This window comes from Kitasatospora xanthocidica, assembly GCF_014656195.1.
GTDB lineage: Bacteria > Actinomycetota > Actinomycetes > Streptomycetales > Streptomycetaceae > Kitasatospora > Kitasatospora xanthocidica.
This window is the reverse complement of sequence record NZ_BNBY01000053.1, coordinates 19,947-35,041: the sequence shown is the minus strand read 5'-3', so window position 1 is coordinate 35,041 and position 15,095 is coordinate 19,947. Positions and strand designations below refer to the sequence as shown.

14 protein-coding genes are annotated in these 15,095 nt (G+C 75.6%); 5 read left to right on the top strand and 9 right to left on the bottom strand.

The annotated features are described in order from the left end of the window. Positions 1–107 precede the first annotated feature (107 nt). Positions 108–1,010 carry a nuclease gene (locus IE332_RS39690; RefSeq protein ID WP_189926581.1) on the bottom strand — a complete coding sequence of 301 codons (903 nt, stop codon included), beginning with the start codon at positions 1,008–1,010 and terminating at the stop codon, positions 108–110. Between the two features lie 466 nt (positions 1,011–1,476). Here IE332_RS39690 and IE332_RS39685 point away from each other — a divergent pair, with 466 nt between their 5' ends. Beyond that, the gene (locus IE332_RS39685; RefSeq protein WP_189926579.1) at positions 1,477–2,187 is read left to right on the top strand and encodes a hypothetical protein; all 711 of its coding nucleotides are present in this window, start codon (positions 1,477–1,479) and stop codon (positions 2,185–2,187) included. A gap of 105 nt (positions 2,188–2,292) precedes the next feature. Here IE332_RS39685 and IE332_RS39680 read toward each other — a convergent pair whose 3' ends face one another. The 4 genes from IE332_RS39680 to IE332_RS39665 all read right to left on the bottom strand — a co-directional run bounded on the left by IE332_RS39680 (position 2,293) and on the right by IE332_RS39665 (position 6,697). Continuing rightward, on the bottom strand, positions 2,293–2,907 hold the full coding sequence (locus IE332_RS39680) for a TIGR03086 family metal-binding protein (RefSeq protein WP_189926577.1): 615 nt from the start codon (positions 2,905–2,907) through the stop codon (positions 2,293–2,295). A 134-nt stretch (positions 2,908–3,041) separates the two neighbouring features. Further along, on the bottom strand, positions 3,042–4,664 hold the full coding sequence (locus tag IE332_RS39675) for a phytoene desaturase family protein (protein ID WP_189926575.1): 1,623 nt from the start codon (positions 4,662–4,664) through the stop codon (positions 3,042–3,044). A gap of 111 nt (positions 4,665–4,775) precedes the next feature. Beyond that, the gene (locus IE332_RS39670) at positions 4,776–5,432 is read right to left on the bottom strand and encodes a response regulator transcription factor (protein ID WP_189926573.1); all 657 of its coding nucleotides are present in this window, start codon (positions 5,430–5,432) and stop codon (positions 4,776–4,778) included. Further along, complete coding sequence (locus tag IE332_RS39665; protein ID WP_229929302.1) at positions 5,420–6,697, bottom strand: sensor histidine kinase; 1,278 nt, start codon at positions 6,695–6,697, stop codon at positions 5,420–5,422. The genes IE332_RS39670 and IE332_RS39665 overlap by 13 nt, the downstream gene beginning before the upstream one ends. A 166-nt stretch (positions 6,698–6,863) precedes the next feature. On the opposite strand from IE332_RS39665, the gene IE332_RS39660 reads away from it, so the two are divergent. Beyond that, positions 6,864–7,892, top strand: a complete 1,029-nt coding sequence (locus tag IE332_RS39660) for a hypothetical protein (RefSeq protein WP_189926572.1) — start codon at positions 6,864–6,866, stop codon at positions 7,890–7,892. A 44-nt stretch (positions 7,893–7,936) separates the two neighbouring features. On the opposite strand, the gene IE332_RS39655 is transcribed toward IE332_RS39660, so the two are convergent. The 3 genes from IE332_RS39655 to IE332_RS39645 all read right to left on the bottom strand — a co-directional run bounded on the left by IE332_RS39655 (position 7,937) and on the right by IE332_RS39645 (position 10,647). After that, positions 7,937–8,689, bottom strand: a complete 753-nt coding sequence (locus IE332_RS39655) for an FAD:protein FMN transferase (RefSeq protein WP_189926587.1) — start codon at positions 8,687–8,689, stop codon at positions 7,937–7,939. A gap of 30 nt (positions 8,690–8,719) precedes the next feature. Next, entirely contained in the window at positions 8,720–9,199 is a 480-nt protein-coding gene (locus IE332_RS39650; RefSeq protein WP_189926570.1) for an FMN-binding protein, read from the bottom strand. A gap of 68 nt (positions 9,200–9,267) precedes the next feature. After that, entirely contained in the window at positions 9,268–10,647 is a 1,380-nt protein-coding gene (locus IE332_RS39645) for a ferredoxin reductase family protein (RefSeq protein WP_189926567.1), read from the bottom strand. A 237-nt stretch (positions 10,648–10,884) separates the two neighbouring features. Here IE332_RS39645 and IE332_RS39640 point away from each other — a divergent pair, with 237 nt between their 5' ends. Both IE332_RS39640 and IE332_RS39635 read left to right on the top strand, forming a co-directional pair. Next, positions 10,885–11,601, top strand: coding sequence for a response regulator transcription factor (locus tag IE332_RS39640; protein ID WP_189926557.1), 717 nt, complete (start codon positions 10,885–10,887; stop codon positions 11,599–11,601). Next, a complete protein-coding gene (locus IE332_RS39635; RefSeq protein WP_189926555.1) occupies positions 11,598–13,088 on the top strand; it encodes a sensor histidine kinase in 1,491 nt (496 codons plus the stop codon). The genes IE332_RS39640 and IE332_RS39635 overlap by 4 nt, the downstream gene beginning before the upstream one ends. Here IE332_RS39635 and IE332_RS39630 read toward each other — a convergent pair. Further along, on the bottom strand, positions 13,069–14,136 hold the full coding sequence (locus IE332_RS39630) for a GlxA family transcriptional regulator (RefSeq protein ID WP_189926553.1): 1,068 nt from the start codon (positions 14,134–14,136) through the stop codon (positions 13,069–13,071). The two genes, IE332_RS39635 and IE332_RS39630, sit on opposite strands and share 20 nt — an antisense overlap. A gap of 175 nt (positions 14,137–14,311) precedes the next feature. On the opposite strand from IE332_RS39630, the gene IE332_RS39625 reads away from it, so the two are divergent. After that, the gene (locus IE332_RS39625) at positions 14,312–14,902 is read left to right on the top strand and encodes an isochorismatase family protein (protein WP_189926551.1); all 591 of its coding nucleotides are present in this window, start codon (positions 14,312–14,314) and stop codon (positions 14,900–14,902) included. Positions 14,903–15,095: the final 193 nt, after the last annotated feature.

Genomic DNA, 15,095 nt, shown 5'->3' with positions numbered 1-15,095 from the left:
CCGAACAATCATTGCTGAAAAGCCCCTGATCCACTCGGATCAGGGGCTTTTCGCATTTCCGGCTGGCGTGAATGCGACCTGGACGTTCGAGAGCGGGCCGGCGAGGGTCATGTCTCGCTGAACAGCAGGTCCTCGATGGGCCGGGTCATCCGCACCGTGTTGTTGCCGATGACCTCGACGACGTGCTGCAGGCCGACGGTGGGCGGCTTGCGGAGCTCGGGCAGGGTGAACTCGTCGGCGCCGCCGGCCAGGAAGGCGGGCAGGCAGCCCAGGTCGGGGCCGAACAGCCGGACGTAGTCGACGAGTCGGCGGAACAGCTTCGGCAGGATCACGAGGTCCTTGGTGAGCGAGTCGAGGTTCTCGATCTTCGCGCCGCTGGTGGTCACGTCGTGTTGCCAGACGCTGCCGGGGGCCTTGGTCTTGCGGGCCTGCTTCGCGGTGGCGGTCAGGTCCGCCCGGAGCTTTTCGGGGAGGCTCTCGTAGAAGGTGGGGTAGACCAGCCCCTGCGACAGCAGGTGGTGGTTGGCGGTGGCGCGCAGCATGCCGAGGGTGACGTCCAGGTGGAAGCCGCTGCGTGCGGGCGCCGGGGGATCGCCGACGTCCGGCGGGGCGCCGCGCCCGACCAGCGCGATGCAGCGGCGGAAGGGGTCCGCGCCGCCGGTGAGGATGTAGCCGGGGACGGAGTCCGGCGTGGAGACGACGACCTTCTCCTCGTCGTCCTGCACGACCCTGGTGAAGCCGAGCCACGTCAGCAGTTCGTCGCGGGCGGCGTGCGCGCCGAGCGTCAGCGGCTGATGCGCGAAGTCCGGGCCGACGCCCTTGTAGTGGGTTTCCAGGGCGTCGATGGAGTCCAGCCGCAGCGAGGCGCCGCCGTTCTCGTCGCGTTTGACCGGGTTGAGCCCGGGGACGTCGCCCCAGAAGCCCGGGTCCTGCGGCAGGAAGTGGACGGTGTCGCCGTCGGGCCGGTCATGGAACACCTGGTACGAGCCGGTGATGAGCACCATGGACATGTCTGCCTCCCGGAGCTGACAGGACGCCACCGCCGCGGCACCGGACGGGCGGTCCGGAGGCCCGGCAGGTCCGGCAGGTCCGGAGGTCCGGTGGCCCGGCAGGTCCGGTGCTCCGGAGGTGTGCGACCGAGGGGTCTCCGGATGTGAAGCGTTCGGGCCCGCCCGGGGCCTGGGGCGGCGGGTCCGGTGGCGGTCGTCCGTGTCGTCCTTCCTTCCACCATGCGCCCGTCCGGACGCGATGTCACCCCGGACGGGCCTGGTCACACGCGGTGAGGACCGGGTGCCGGGGGACCGGACCGGCCGTCCGATGGCAGGTTTCGGACAAGGTGGCTCCGTGGGCGAAATTCCGGGAACCTCCACCGAATTCTCACGCGGTCTCCCCGTAAGGTGACTCTCGATTCCGCCGCCGGGCACCCCGGCGGTCGGGACGCCTCCCTCCCCCCGACCCGACTGGAGTGGTACGGCTATGAATGTTCGTCAGTTGTGGAAGCGTGCGGCGACGGCGGTCCTCGGAAGGGGGATCGGAGCCGCGGCGGCGTTCGCGCTGGTCGCGGCCGTCGTCCTGGGCGGTACGGTCTCCGGCATGGCCTCGGCGGAGGCCAAGCCCGCGGGGTGGGGCGGCTCGGGCCGCTGGGCCTGCTCCGGGCAGCCCGTCGACGCCGGGAACGTCATCACCGACCACGACGGCGCGGGTTGCGGCGGCTGGGGCTCCTGGTACCAGCAGCCGGCGAAGGACGGGATCTGGACCTGCTCCGGCTCCCCGGTGGTCGCCGGTTACGTCATCACCGACCACGTGACGTCCGGCTGTCGGGGCATCGGCGCGTGGCGCCACAGCCTCGTCAAGGACGGCATATGGACCTGTGCCGGCTCTCCGGTCGTGCCCGGGTACGTCATCATCAACCACCTGCGGGCCGGCTGCGGCGGCATCGGCGCCTGGCAGCACGGCCTCCCGCACGACGGGATCTGGACCTGCTCGGGCTCCCCGGTGGTCGCCGGGTACGTGATCACCGGCCACATGCAGGCGGGCTGCGACGGCGCCGGCGCCTGGTACCACAACATCGCCCGGGTCGGCCTGTGGACCTGCCCCGGCTCGCCCGTCCCGCCCGGCTTCCGCGCCACCACCTACTCGGCGGGCGGCTGCAACGGCCTCGGCGCCTGGGTGCTCGCCCGCGCCTGACCGTCGCAGCGTGACCGCTCTGGCCTCCTCCCCCCGCGCCCGGTTCCGGGCGCGGGGGTCCGGCGGTTCCGGCGGGTCCCGGGGCCAGAGATGGCTGACGGACCGTCAGCGCGTCGTGTCGTAGGACCAGTTCGGGTCCCGTCCGGTGAGCGCCAGTAGCCGGTCCTGGGCGTCGGCGCCCGGCGCGGTGACGAGTGGCGGGTCGAACAGGCCGGTGCGGGCCAGGTTGCGGTAGCCCTGGAACTCGTCGAGCGCGTACCGGGCGGCGCCCGGCGGCATCCGGCCGGTCTCGCCCAGGGCCCGGGCGAGGTCCCAGCCGTGCACGACGGTCTCGGCGGTCAGCTCGCGGGCGTACCCGCCGGCGTCGCGCACCCCGTACGGCAGGTGCACCAGCAGGTCCGGTACGTCCTGCTGGTGGAGCGCGCGGACCGCCGTGTCGGCGGCCATCGCCCATACCCCGACGGGGTTGCGGCCCAGTACGTCACCCCCGAACCGGTGGCCGATCGCCTCCGGGGTGTAGCCGGCCACCGCCTGGCAGACCCAAAGGTGCTGTGCGGCAAGGTGGTTCATCAGTGTGCGGACGTCCCAGTCCCGACACGGCGTGGGCGCCGTCCAGCCGTCGTCGGGAACGGCCCGCACCAGGCGGGTCACCTCCGCCACGGCGGCGACGTAGCGTTCACGGACCTCGACGTGGAAACCGGGTGGGTGCGGACATTCCATCGGAGGGCCTCCCTCCTGCCCTGCTCACTCTCAGTAAACCGCCACCGGGAGTGACCTGCCAGGTGGGCGGGTGTCCGGACGCGCCGGGTGACCGGCCGACCGCCCGCTGTCAGGCCCGCCCCAGGTCGGCCATGTCAGCCCGCGTCAGCCAGGTCGGCCAGGACGGCCTGGGCCGCGTTGTGCCCCGGGATGCCGCTGACCCCGCCGCCGCGCACGGCCCCGGCGCCGCACAGCAGGACGTTCGGGCGGTCCGTCGCCACGCCCCAGCGGGCGGCGGCGCTGCCCGGCTCGCCGGGGCCGTCCCCGCCGTCCGCGTCCCGGAAGGGGAAGGCGAGGTCCCGGTGGAAGATGTGGCCGCCCGGCAGGCCGAGCTCCCGCTCCAGCTCCGGCGGCGTCCTGGCCTCCAGGCAGGGCCGGCCGTCGGCGTCGGCGGCCAGGCAGTCGGCGATCGGCTCGGCCAGCACCGAGTCCAGCTGCGCCAGGCTCGCGGCCAGCGCGCGCTCCTTGGCCGCCGGGTCGCCGAACAGCCGGGCGGGCATGTGCAGGCCGAACAGGGTGAGCGTCTGGAGCCCCTGCCGGACGGCGTCCGGGCCGAGGATCGACGGGTCGGTGAGGGTGTGGCAGTAGATCTCGGACGGCGGGGCCGAGGGCATCCGGCCGGCCCGCGCCTCGGCGTACGCGGTCGCCAACTGCCGGTAGCCCTCCGCGATGTGGAAGGTCCCGGCGAAGGCCTCGCGCGGGTCGGCGGTGGTGTCGCGCAGCCGCGGCAGCCGGCGCAGCACCATGTTGACCTTCAGCTGGGCGCCCTCGGGTGCGGGCCCCGGATCGTCGCCCAGCAGCCGGGCCAGGGCCGCCGGCGCGGCGTTCACCAGCACCCGCCGGGCCGCCACCGTTCCCTCCGTACCGCCGTCCCGGTCCCGGTAGGACACCTCGGCCTCGCCCCGCCCCCGGCCGTCGCGGTCGGCGGCGACGGCGGTCACCTCGTGGCCGGTGCGGATCTCGGCGCCGGCCGCCAGCGCCGCCCCGGCGAGCGCGCCCGTGACCGCTCCCATCCCGCCGACCGGGACGTCCCAGTCGCCCGTCCCGTTGCCGATCACGTGGTAGAGGAAGCAGCGGTTTTGCCGCAGCGAGGGGTCGTGGGCGTGGGTGAAGGTGCCGATCAGCGCGTCCGTCAGGACCACCCCGCGCACCAGGTCGTCCGCGAAGGTCCGCTCGACCACCGCGCCCAGCGGCTCCTCGAACAGGGAGGTCCAGGCGGCCTCGTCCGCGATCCTGCGGCGCAGCTCCGCCCGGGTGGGCAGCGGCTCGGTGAGCGTGGGGAACACCCGCTCGGCGACCCGGCCGGTCGTCCCGTAGAAGCGCTGCCAGGCCCGCCACTCACGGTCGCCGCCGGTCAGCGCCCGGAACGACTCCCCGGTCCTCGCCGGGTCGGCCGCGTCCACCAGCAGCCCGGTTGGGCTCCCGTCCCGCTCGACGGGCGTGTACGAGGAGATCCGGCGCCGCCGCAGGTCCAGCCGCAGCCCCAGGTCCCGGACGATCGTCCGCGGCAGCAGGCTCACCAGGTAGGAGTAGCGCGACAGCCGGGCGTCCACCCCCGGGAAGGCCCGCGCGGAGACCGCGGCCCCGCCCACCTGCGCCAGCCGCTCCAGCACCAGCACCCGCTGCCCGGCCCGCGCCAGGTACGCCGCCGCCACCAGCCCGTTGTGCCCGCCGCCGACGATCACGACGTCGTACCGCGAGGACGCGTTCGTGTTCATCCGGCCACGCTACGCCACATCCGCGGGCCGCGGAACAGCCGTGCCGCGCCCGCGCGCAGGCCGCGGCACGGGCGGGGCCGGGACGCCGCTGACTGGCGCAAGCAGGCGCGCCTACCGGTCGGCGAGGGTGCGGAGGTAGGTGAGGACGGCGAGGACGCGGCGGTGGCCGGAGTCGGGGGTGGGCATGCCGAGCTTGGTGAAGATGTGGCCGATGTGCTTGTTCACGGAGCTCTCGGCGAGGAAGAGGAGCCGGGCGATGGCGGGGTTGTTGTGGCCCTCCGCCATCAGCGCGAGGACCTCGCGTTCGCGCGGGGTGAGGGCGGCGAGCGGGTCGGGGCCGGTGCGGCGGGCCATCAGGTGGTTGATGACCTCGGGGTCCAAGGCGGTGCCGCCCTCGGCGACGCGGCGGAGGGCCTCCAGGAACTCCTCGGCGCGGCCGACCCGGTCCTTGAGGAGGTAGCCGACCCCGGTGGCGCTCTGGGCCAACAGCTCGGTGGCGTAGGCGTGTTCGACGTACTGGGAGAGGATCAGGACGGGGAGGGCGGGGAGCCGGCGGCGGGCCTCGACGGCGGCGCGCAGGCCCTCGTCGCGGAAGCCGGGCGGCAGCCGGACGTCGACCACGGCGACGTCGGGGCGGTGGTCGAGCAGGGCGGGCAGCAGGTCGTCGCCGTGCTCGACGGCCGCGCAGACCTCGTGGCCCTCGCTGGTCAGCAGGAGGGCCAGGCCCTCGCGGAGCAGGGCGTTGTCCTCGGCGATCAGGACGCGCATGGGATGTCCACTTCCAGTACGGTCGGGCCCCCGGGCGGGCTGGACAGGTCGATGGTCCCGTCGAAGGCGGCGACGCGCCGCCGCAGGCCGGGCAGGCCGCTCCCGGTGCCCTCGGCGGCGCCGCCCCTGCCGTCGTCCTCGACCCGGACGGCGATCGCGTCGGCGGTGATCCGCAGCCGGACCAGGGCGGTGGAGGCGCCGCTGTGCCGGGCGACGTTGGTGAGCGCCTCGGCGACCACGAAGTAGGCCGCGGCCTCGGCGGCGGCCGGTGCGCGGGGCGGCGGGCCGGCCGCCCCGTCGAGATCGGTCCGGGTGGGGACGGCGCAGTGGGCGGCGAGCGAGCGGACGGCCTCGGTGAGCCCGCGGTCGGCGAGCACGGGCGGGTGGATGCCGCGGACGAGCGCCCGCAGGGACTCCAGGGCCTGTTCGGTGACCAGTTGGGTGGAGTCCACCAACTCCGCGACGTGGTCCGGGCGGTGGGCGAGCGCCCGGCGGATCATGCCGAGCCGGAGCGAGACGGCCACCAGGTCGGCCTGCGCGCCGTCGTGCAAGTCCCGTTCGATGCGCCGCAGTTCGGCGGCGTGGGCGTCCAGCGCCGCGGACCGGCTGACCGTCAGTCGGTGCACCCGCTGGGCGAGCGACTCGCGGCCGGGGGCGGTCAGCAGCCGACGGGAGGCACGGGCGTGCAGGTCGGCGAGGAACGGCAGGACGGCGACCGCGAGGGCGGCGTAGCCGACGCCGCCGACCGCCGCGATCGCCGCCACCGGCCAGGAGTCGACGTTCAGCAGGATGACGGCGTCCCGCTCGGCCGGCAGGAGCCGCCACCACAGCGGCGCGGTCAGCCAGTTGACGGCGTGGCTGCAGAGGGTGAGACCGGCCGCGCACAGGGCGGTGCCGACGGTGCCGTGGGCGAGCAGCCAGCGCAGGTCCCGGAACAGGTCCTCGCGGACGGCGGGATCGCGCAGGGGCGACGTACGGCTGCGGAAGGGATCGTCGCGGTACGGCGCGCGGACCTCCGAGCCCAGTCGCCGGCCGACCAGCCGTCGGTGGAACTCCGCGTAGCGGCCCAGCAGGTGAACGGCGCCGGGGAGGAGCAGCAGGCCGAGGCCGACGAGGCAGAGGGCGAGGACGACGAGCAGGAGGGCCGACGCGACCAGCGCGCCCAGCCCGGTGGCGAGGCAGCGGAGCGCGTACCCGGCGGCGGAGGGGAAGCGGCGCAGCGCCGACCTGGCGGTCGCCGTGGCGTCGATTCCGGCTGCCCGCACGATCGTTCAGCGCCTCCGAGTCGACTGTCGATCACCCTAACACCGGCCGGGTGGATCGGCCGGGCGGCCGGCTCGGACGGATGCGTTCGCGGACGCGAGGCCTTTCCCCGGGCGTCCGCCCGACCCCACAATGGGGCGGGCGGATCATGAAGGCGGGGGGCCTGGGGTGGAATGGCTGCTGGGGATCGGCGGAGCGCTGCTGCTCGGCGTGGTGACCAATCTGGTCTACGACTTCGCCAAGTACGGCGGCTCACGCATCGGTTCACGGGTCCCGGCGCCGAGCGTGCGGCGGGCGAGTCTGTCGGCGGCGGCCCGGGCGCACGACGTCCGGGCGGACGGCCTGGCGCCGTTGATCACCTGGTCGGCGGCCCGGCCGCTGTCCCCCGGAACTCTGGTGACCTCGTACGGAGGGCGGGTCGAACGCCCGCACGTGCTGGACGCGGTCGGGTGGGCCGAGGAGGTGGCGCGGCAGCGGGCCGCCGGGGCGGCGGGCCGGACGGCGTACATCTCGCGGCTGACGGTCGATCACGGTGAGCACAGCGCCGCCCGGGTGTGCGAGGTGACCATCGCCGAGAGCGACTACGCGGAGTGCATGGCCACCACCGGGCTGGGCCGCGAGGACCCGGAGGCGGGTCGGCTGCTGCGCGAGGCGCTGGACGAGGGGCTGACGAGCTTCGTGGCCGGCGCGCCGCCCACCATGGTCAGCGCCTGCGTCGCGGTGCGGGACCGCGCCGGCCGGCTGTTGCTGCTCCGGCGCTCACTGGCGGTCAGGACCTTCCCGGCGCAGTGGACGGTCGGGATCAACGAGACGATGAAGTACCGCGACGAGCCGGGCGCCGCCGAGGACTTCTACGGGCTGGTCCACCGGGCGCTGGAGGAGGAGCTGGGGCTGCTGCCCGCCGACGTCGGACCGGCGGTGATCACCTGGCTGGGCTGGAGCGAACCGGCGTCCTGCTACACGCTGGTCGCCACCGTCCGGGCCCGGCTCGACGCGGCGGAGATCGACCGCCGCCGCGACGCCTGCCACAGCACGTTCGAGCACGACATGGCGGTGTGGGTGCCGTTCACCCGCCGTACCGTGTCCGCGCTGGTCGAGGGCGGTGTCTGCCCGGACGGCTCGCACCGCTGGTCGTACCTGGCGCCGCTGGTGGCCTGGGAGGCCTGGCGGGCGGCGCAGCAGAAGCGGGAGGCGTAGCAGGAGCAGGAGCAGGAGCAGGAGCAGGAGCGGGGGCAGCCGGGTCAGCGGACGGCGGACCGCCAGTCGGCCGGGCCGGCGGCGGGGAGGTGGCCGGGCAGGCCGGGCGTCCAGCGCTTGCTGCCGTCCGGGAGGACGGCGAGCGCCTCGACGCCGGGCCGACGGGCGACCCAGGCGAGGGCGCGGTCGGGGCCCATGGCGAAGGCGGCGGTGGCCCAGGCGTCGGTGCGGGCGATGCCGGTGCCCGGGGCGCCGACCAGGGTGAGGGAGGCGAAGCCGAGGGCCGGGCGGCCGGTGTGCGGGTCGAGGACGTGGGCGCCGCGCTCGGCGGTGCCGGAGGTGGCGACGGCGAGGCCGTGGCCGGCGAGCACGGCGGTGAGCAGGCCGGGCCGGCCGGGGTCGGCGACGCCGATCCGCCAGGGCCCGCCGCCGGTCTGCACGTCCCCGCCGCCGCTGACGCAGTACTGCCGGGCGCCGGAGGAGCGCAGCAGGGCGGCGGCCTCCTCGACCGCCCACCCCTTGACCCAGCCGCTGGGGTCGAGCCGGCCGCCGGGGCGCTCGGTGAACCAGCCGTCGGTCTCGGTGGCCACCTCCCGGCAGGCGGCGAGGACGGCGGGGACGTCGGGATCGCAGTCGGCGAGGGCCAGCTCGCCCCGGTCGAGGCGGCTGATGTCGCTGTCGGGCCGGTAGGTGGAGAACACCGCGTCGATCCGGTGCAGCCGTTCGACGATCCGGTCGAGCGCGGCGGCCGTCCCGGGGCCGGGGTCGCGGACGACGACGGAGAAGACGGTGCCCATCACGGGCTCGGCGTGGCGGAGCACGGCGGCTCAGCCCTTGGCCCGGTCGAGGGCGCTCTGCAGCGAGCGGATGTAGCCGTCACTGGTGTACGTCGCGCCGCTGACGACGTCGATCGCGGCGCTCTGCGCGGAGATCGCCTCCTGGTTGAGCAGGGGCAGGGCGGTGGTGTTGATCTCGCGGTCACGGCGTTCGGAGGCGGGGTACTTGAGCACGTCGACGGCGGTGATCCGGCTGCCGGTGAGCGTGACCTGGACCTGCACCGGGCCGTACCGGGTGTTGACGGTGTCGCCGCCGACCTTCCGGGCGGCGCCCGCGGGGGCGGCGGACGCGGACGGCGCGGGGGAGGCGGAGGTGTTCGACGGCTCCGGCGCCTCGGACCCGGAAGCGGCGCCCGAGCCGGCCCCCGACCCGATGACCGGGACCGGCCCGGCCGCCTCGTGCGGTTTGAGCGAGAGCAGCAGCACCACCCCGGCGGCGGTGGCGGCGCTGGTGACGACGGCTCGGCGCATGGAATCGACGCTCCCAAGGGTTCAGAAGGCTCGGACGGTTCAAGTCGGACGGTTCGGAGTCGGACGGTTCAGAGGGAGAAGCTCTCGTGATGGATGCGCCCCGGCCGCACCCCCGCCGCCCGCAGCGCGCGGACGGCCTCCCCGGTCAGCGCCTCAGGGCCGCACAGGTACACCTCGTGCTCGGCGAGGCCGGGGACGAGCCGGGCGAGCGCGGCGCCGAGGTCGCCGACCTCCGCACGTGCGCCGAGCAGTTCGTGCACCACCGCGCCGCGCCGCCGGGCGACCTCGGCCAGCTCCGCGCGGAACAGCAGGTCCTCCGGCCGCCGGGCCCGCTGGACCAGCGTCAGCTCGCCCGGCAGGGTCTCGAACAGCGCGCGCAGCGGGGTGATCCCGACGCCCGCCCCGAGCAGAAGCACCCGGCGCCGCCGCAGCCGCCGCCCGGTGAAGGCGCCGTACGGGCCCTCGGCGCGCACCGGGGTGCCCGGGCGCAGGGCGGCCACCGCGGCGCTGTGCCCGCCGAGGTCCTTGACGGTGAAGCGCAGGAAGCGCGGATGCGGCGGCGCGGACAGCGAGTACGGGTTGGCGGCCCAGCGCAGCCCGGGCGCCTGGAACTGGAGGCGGAAGAACTGGCCGGACTCGGCCCGCAGTTCGTCCAGCCGCCGCCCGGTGAGGAACAGCGACACCACGCCGGGGCTTTCGGGCCGGATCTCCGCGACCCGCAGCCGGTGCCGCCGGTCGAGCAGCCACGGCCGGGCCAGCCGGTACCAGCCGAGCAGCGCGGCCGTCCCGAAGTAGAGCGCGTACCAGGCGGCGCGGCCGGGGCCGTCGCCCAGGTCGGCGCCGGTGGCCAGCTGGTGGGAGAAGGCGAGCGCCACCGCGAGGTACGTCGCCAGGTGCAGGTAGTACCAGGTCTCGTAGGACAGCCGGCGGCGCGCGGCCCGGGCGGAGACCGCGCCGGTGCCGAGCAGCAGCAGGGTGCCCAGCGTGGCCTTGATCATCTCGGGGTAGTGGAGGACGACCTCCACGCCCTCGCCGACCGGGCCGCGCCCGTCGGTCAGCGCGTAGCCCCAGACGACCGTCAGCACGTGCACCGAGACGGCGGCCACCAGCCACCGTCCGCCGAAGGCGTGCCAGCGGGCCAGCCGGTCCGCGCCGACCCCGCGCTCCAGCGGCGGCAGCCGGGCCATGAGCAGGAGCAGGACCGGGGCCGCGTAGCCGGCGAGCAGTCCGGTGATCCGGCCGACGCCGGTCAGCCAGCCGGCGGCGCCGACGACCGCCGGGGTGCTCGCCCACCAGAGCGCGAGCACGCCGACCGCGCCGACGGCGATCAGGGCGAGCGCGACCGTCGGCTCCAGGGCGAACGGCGGGCGCGGCCCGGCCCGGTGCCCCCGGCCCGCGGGGGCCGGCCGCGGCCCGGGCCGCGGCTGCGGTGTGGCGGCAGTGGTCATCGGGTACCTCCTCGGCGCCCGGCGGCGGGTGCCGCCGAGGCGGTCCACGATGACACCGCAAGCTCTGAGCCCGCTCTGAGCGGGACCGGCCGCCGGGCCCGCGCCCGACGGCATCGTCGCAGGTCGGAGCGGATCGGCAGGCCGCGAACGGATCCCGGAGGTCTCAGGGCTTTCTCATCGCGGCGGTCCACACTGTCCGCCACCGTCCGCCGCGCAGCACGAGCCCGAGGGAGCAGCATGGACGACAGCGCCGACCGCCCGCAGTGGCGCGTCCTGGTCGTCGACGACGAGCCGGACCTGGTCGAGGTGGTCTGCGGCGCCGTCCGCTACGAGGGCTGGCAGGCGCGCGGCGCGACCACCGGTCTGGCCGCCGTCGAGGCCGCCGCGGCCTGGCAGCCGCACGCCGTGGTGCTCGACGTGATGCTGCCCGACCTCGACGGACTGGAGGTGCTGCGCCGGGTGCACGCCGCGCGGCCCGAGGTGCGGGTGCTCTTCCTCACCGCCCGGGACGCCGTCGAGGAGCGGATCGCGGGCATCGCGGCGGGCGGCGACGACTACGTGACCAAGCCGTTCAGCCTGGCCGAGGTGGTGGTCCGGCTGCGCGGACTGCTGCGCCGGGCGGCCCCGCCGTCCGCGCCGCGGCGGCCGCCCGCACACGCGCTGGTGCTCGGCGACCTCGTCCTGGACGACCGGGCCCGTGAGGTGACCCGCGGCGGCGAGACCGTCGAGCTGAGCCCGACCGAGTACGCGCTGCTCGCCCACCTGATGCGCCACCCCCGGCAGGTGCTCAGCAAGGCGCAGATCCTGGACGCGGTCTGGTCGTACGACTTCGGCGGGCAGGCGCACATCGTCGAGCTGTACATCAGCTACCTGCGGAAGAAGGTGGACGCGGGCCGGAGCCCGATGATCCACACGGTGCGGGGCGCGGGGTACCTGATCAAGGCCGCGACATGAGGCGGGCCCGCCCCCGGCCGCTGTCCCGCCCCCTGTCCCGTATCAGGCCGCTGCCCCGGACCCTGCGCGCCCGGCTGATCGCCGGCCTGCTGGTGCTGCTGGTCGTCACCTGCGCCGCCGTCGGCTTCGCCACCACCGCCGCGCTGCGCCACTTCCTGGTCGACCGCCTCGACCAGCAGCTCGCCGAGTCCGGCGGCCGCTACGCCGCGAGCCTGGAGCACACCGGCCAGGGCGGCGGCCCCGACACCCGGGCGCAGACCCCGGGCACCCTCGGCGTCCGGCTGCTCGACGGCAGGGTCACCGCGGCGGGTGTGGTCGACGGCGACGCCGACGACGCGGACGGCCCCGACGACGAGGACGACCGGATCACCTTCACCCCCGCCCAGCAGCGCTCCCTCGCCGCCCTGCCGGCCGGCGGCCCGGCCCGCACCCTGGACCTCGGCGGGGAGCAGGGCCGCTACCGGGTCCGCGCGGTCGCCGGGCGGGACGGCGACACGCTGGTCAGCGGCCTGCCGCTGCGCCCGGCCGAGGACACCGTCCGGCGGCTGGAGACCCTGGAACTGACGGTCTTCGCGATCGCCGTCGCGGCCGCCGGCACCGCCGGGGCGCTCTGGGTCCGCTGGTCGCTGCGGCCGCTGCGGCGGGTGGTGGGCACGGCCGAGCGGGTCAGCGCGATGCCGCTGGCCAGCGGCGAGGTCCTGCTGGCCGAACGGGTGCCGGACGACGATCCGCGCACCGAGGTCGGCCGGGTCGGCGCGGCGCTCAACCGGATGCTCGGCCACGTCGGCGACGCCCTCGCCCGCCGCCACGCGGTGGAGGAGCGGTTGCGCGCCTTCGCCGCCGACGCCAGCCACGAGCTGCGCACTCCGGTGGCGGCCGTCCGCGGCCACGCCGAACTGGCGCTGCGCCACCCCGGGGCCGTACCGGCGCCGGTACGGCACTCGCTGGAGCGGATCGACGCCGAGGCCGTGCGGATGGGCGCGATCGTCGAGGACCTGCTGCTGCTCGCCCGGCTGGACGCGGGCCGTCCGCTGGCGTGCGAGGAGGTGGACCTGACCCGGATCGCCCTCAACGCCGTGGCCGACGCCCGCGCCGCCGGCCCGGACCACCGCTGGCGGCTCGCCCTCCCCGAGGACCCGGTGCTGGTCCGCGGCGACGAGCACCGGCTGAGCCAGGTGGTGGCCAACCTGCTGGCCAATGCCCGGACCCACACTCCGGCGGGCACCGGGGTCGAGCTGCGGATCGAACGTGAACGGGCCGACGGTCAGGTCGAGTTGAGCGTCACGGACGAGGGGCCGGGGATCGCGCCGGAGCTGCTCGACCGGGTCTTCGAGCGCTTCGTCCGGGGCGACCGCGCCCGCTCCCGCGCCACCGGCTCGACCGGGCTGGGGCTGGCGATCGTCCGGGCCGTCGTCCGGGCGCACGGCGGAGAGGTGGACGCGGCGAGCCGGGCGGGCCGTACGGCGTTCACCGTCCGGCTGCCGTGACGGCCTCACCCGGTCGTCCGGCTGCCGTGACGGCCGTACCCGTCGCCGCCGCGGTGGTCCGGAACCGCTGCCGGTAGTCGGTCGGCGTGGTGCCGAGCCGGCGGCGGAAGGCGCGTACCAGCGTGTCCGTGGTGCCGAACCCGCAGGCGGTGGCGATGCGTTCGAGCGTGGCATCGCCCGATTCCAGCTGGTGGCGGGCGAGTTCGACCCGGGCCGACTCGATGTAGGCGCTCGGCGTGGTACCCAGTTCGGTCTTGAAGATCCGGGTCAACTGCCGTTCGCTGACGTGGGCGTGGGCGGCGAGGTCCGGGACGGTGAGCCGCCCGGAGAGGTTGCGCAGGATGTGGTGGCGCAGCTCCTCGATCCGCCGGGTGGTGGACACCGGCTCCAGCGGGACGCTGAACTGGCTCTGGCCGCTGGGGCGCTTGAGGTACATCACGAGCTGGCGGGCGACCCGCAGGGCCAGTTCCTCGCCGAAGTCCTCGGCGACCAGGGCGAGCGAGAGGTCCAGGCAGGCGCTGATGCCCGCGCCGGTCCAGACCTCGCCCTCGCGGATGAAGATCGGGTCGGCGTCGACCTCGATCTGCGGGTACTCGGCGGCGAGTTGGCCCGCGGTCGACCAGTGGGTGGTGGCGCGCCGGCCGTCCAGCAGCCCGGCGGCGGCCAGCAGGTGCGCGCCGACACAGACGCTGGCCACCCGGCGGGAGCGGGCGGCCAGTATGCGGACCCGCTCGACCACCGCCGGATCGGTGAGCGCGCGGACCCGGCGCCGGTCGTCCACCTCGACCGAGCCGGGCACCAGCAGGGTGTCGATGCCGCCCTCGGCGGCCTGGTCGAAGGTGAGGTCGGGCAGGATCCGCACGCCCGCCGCGGTGGTGACCGGTGCCATGGTCTCGGCGGCGAGGGTGACCCGGTAGCCGGCCGCGTCGTCGGTCTCCCGCCTGACCAGCGAGAACACCTCGGGCGGGCCGGTCACGTCGAGCAGGTCGACACCCTCGAACAGGACGATGACGATCAGCCGCCGCGCGGCCCCGGTGTCCGGCTGCACTGCCCGCACTGGATGCCCCCGATCCCTCGATGTTCCCCGACCCCTGATGTCGGAATCTGCATGTTAGACGACATTGCCGACACGCGGGCGTCGGCCGTAGCGTTTTCGAGGCCGAGCACACCACGTGTGACCTGCGGAAACCTCGCTCCCTCCGAACGTGAAAGGTGGCACCGCCGTGCCCACGACGACCCTGCGCACCCTCAACGGCCTCGACGACAAGCCGGCCTCCCTCGGCGACGCGACCGTCATCCTGATCGACTACCAGAACACCTACGTACGCGGCGTGATGGAGCTGGAGGGCTGGCAGGAGGCGCTCGACGCCGCCGCCGACCTGCTCGCCCGGGCCCGGGCGGCCGGTGCCACCGTCATCCACGTGATCAACGACGGCGGCGAGGGCACCCCGTACGACATCCGCACCGAGATCGGGCGGATCCACCCGAGCGTGGCGCCCGTCGAGGGCGAGCGCGTCGTGGTCAAGCAGGTCCCGGACGCCTTCGTCGGCACCGACCTGGGCGAGCTGGTCGACGCGGCCGGGCACCGGGACGTGGTCGTGGCCGGCTTCATGACCCACATGTGCGTCGCCTTCACCGCGGCCGGCGCCTTCCTGCGCGGCAACCGCCCGACCGTGGTGGCCGCCGCCTCCGCGACCCGGCCGCTGCCGTCGGCGGGCGTCGAGCTGACCGCCGCCCAGGTCCACCGCGGCGCGCTGGCGACGATCGGCGACCTCTACGGGGTCGTCGTGGAGTCCCCGGCGGACCTGGGCTGAGGGCGATCGCGGGCCGTGCGGGAGGGGTGACGGGCGGAGACGGCGGGCGGGGCGGGCCCGAGGGGATCGCGTGGGGACGAGCCCCCGGGCCCGCCCCCACCGGGCGTCCGGTCCGTCACCCGGACGCCCCGGACGCCCCGGCCGCCCCGGCCGCCGCCGGGGCACCCCGCCCGGCCGGCCGCGCCCTCCGGAG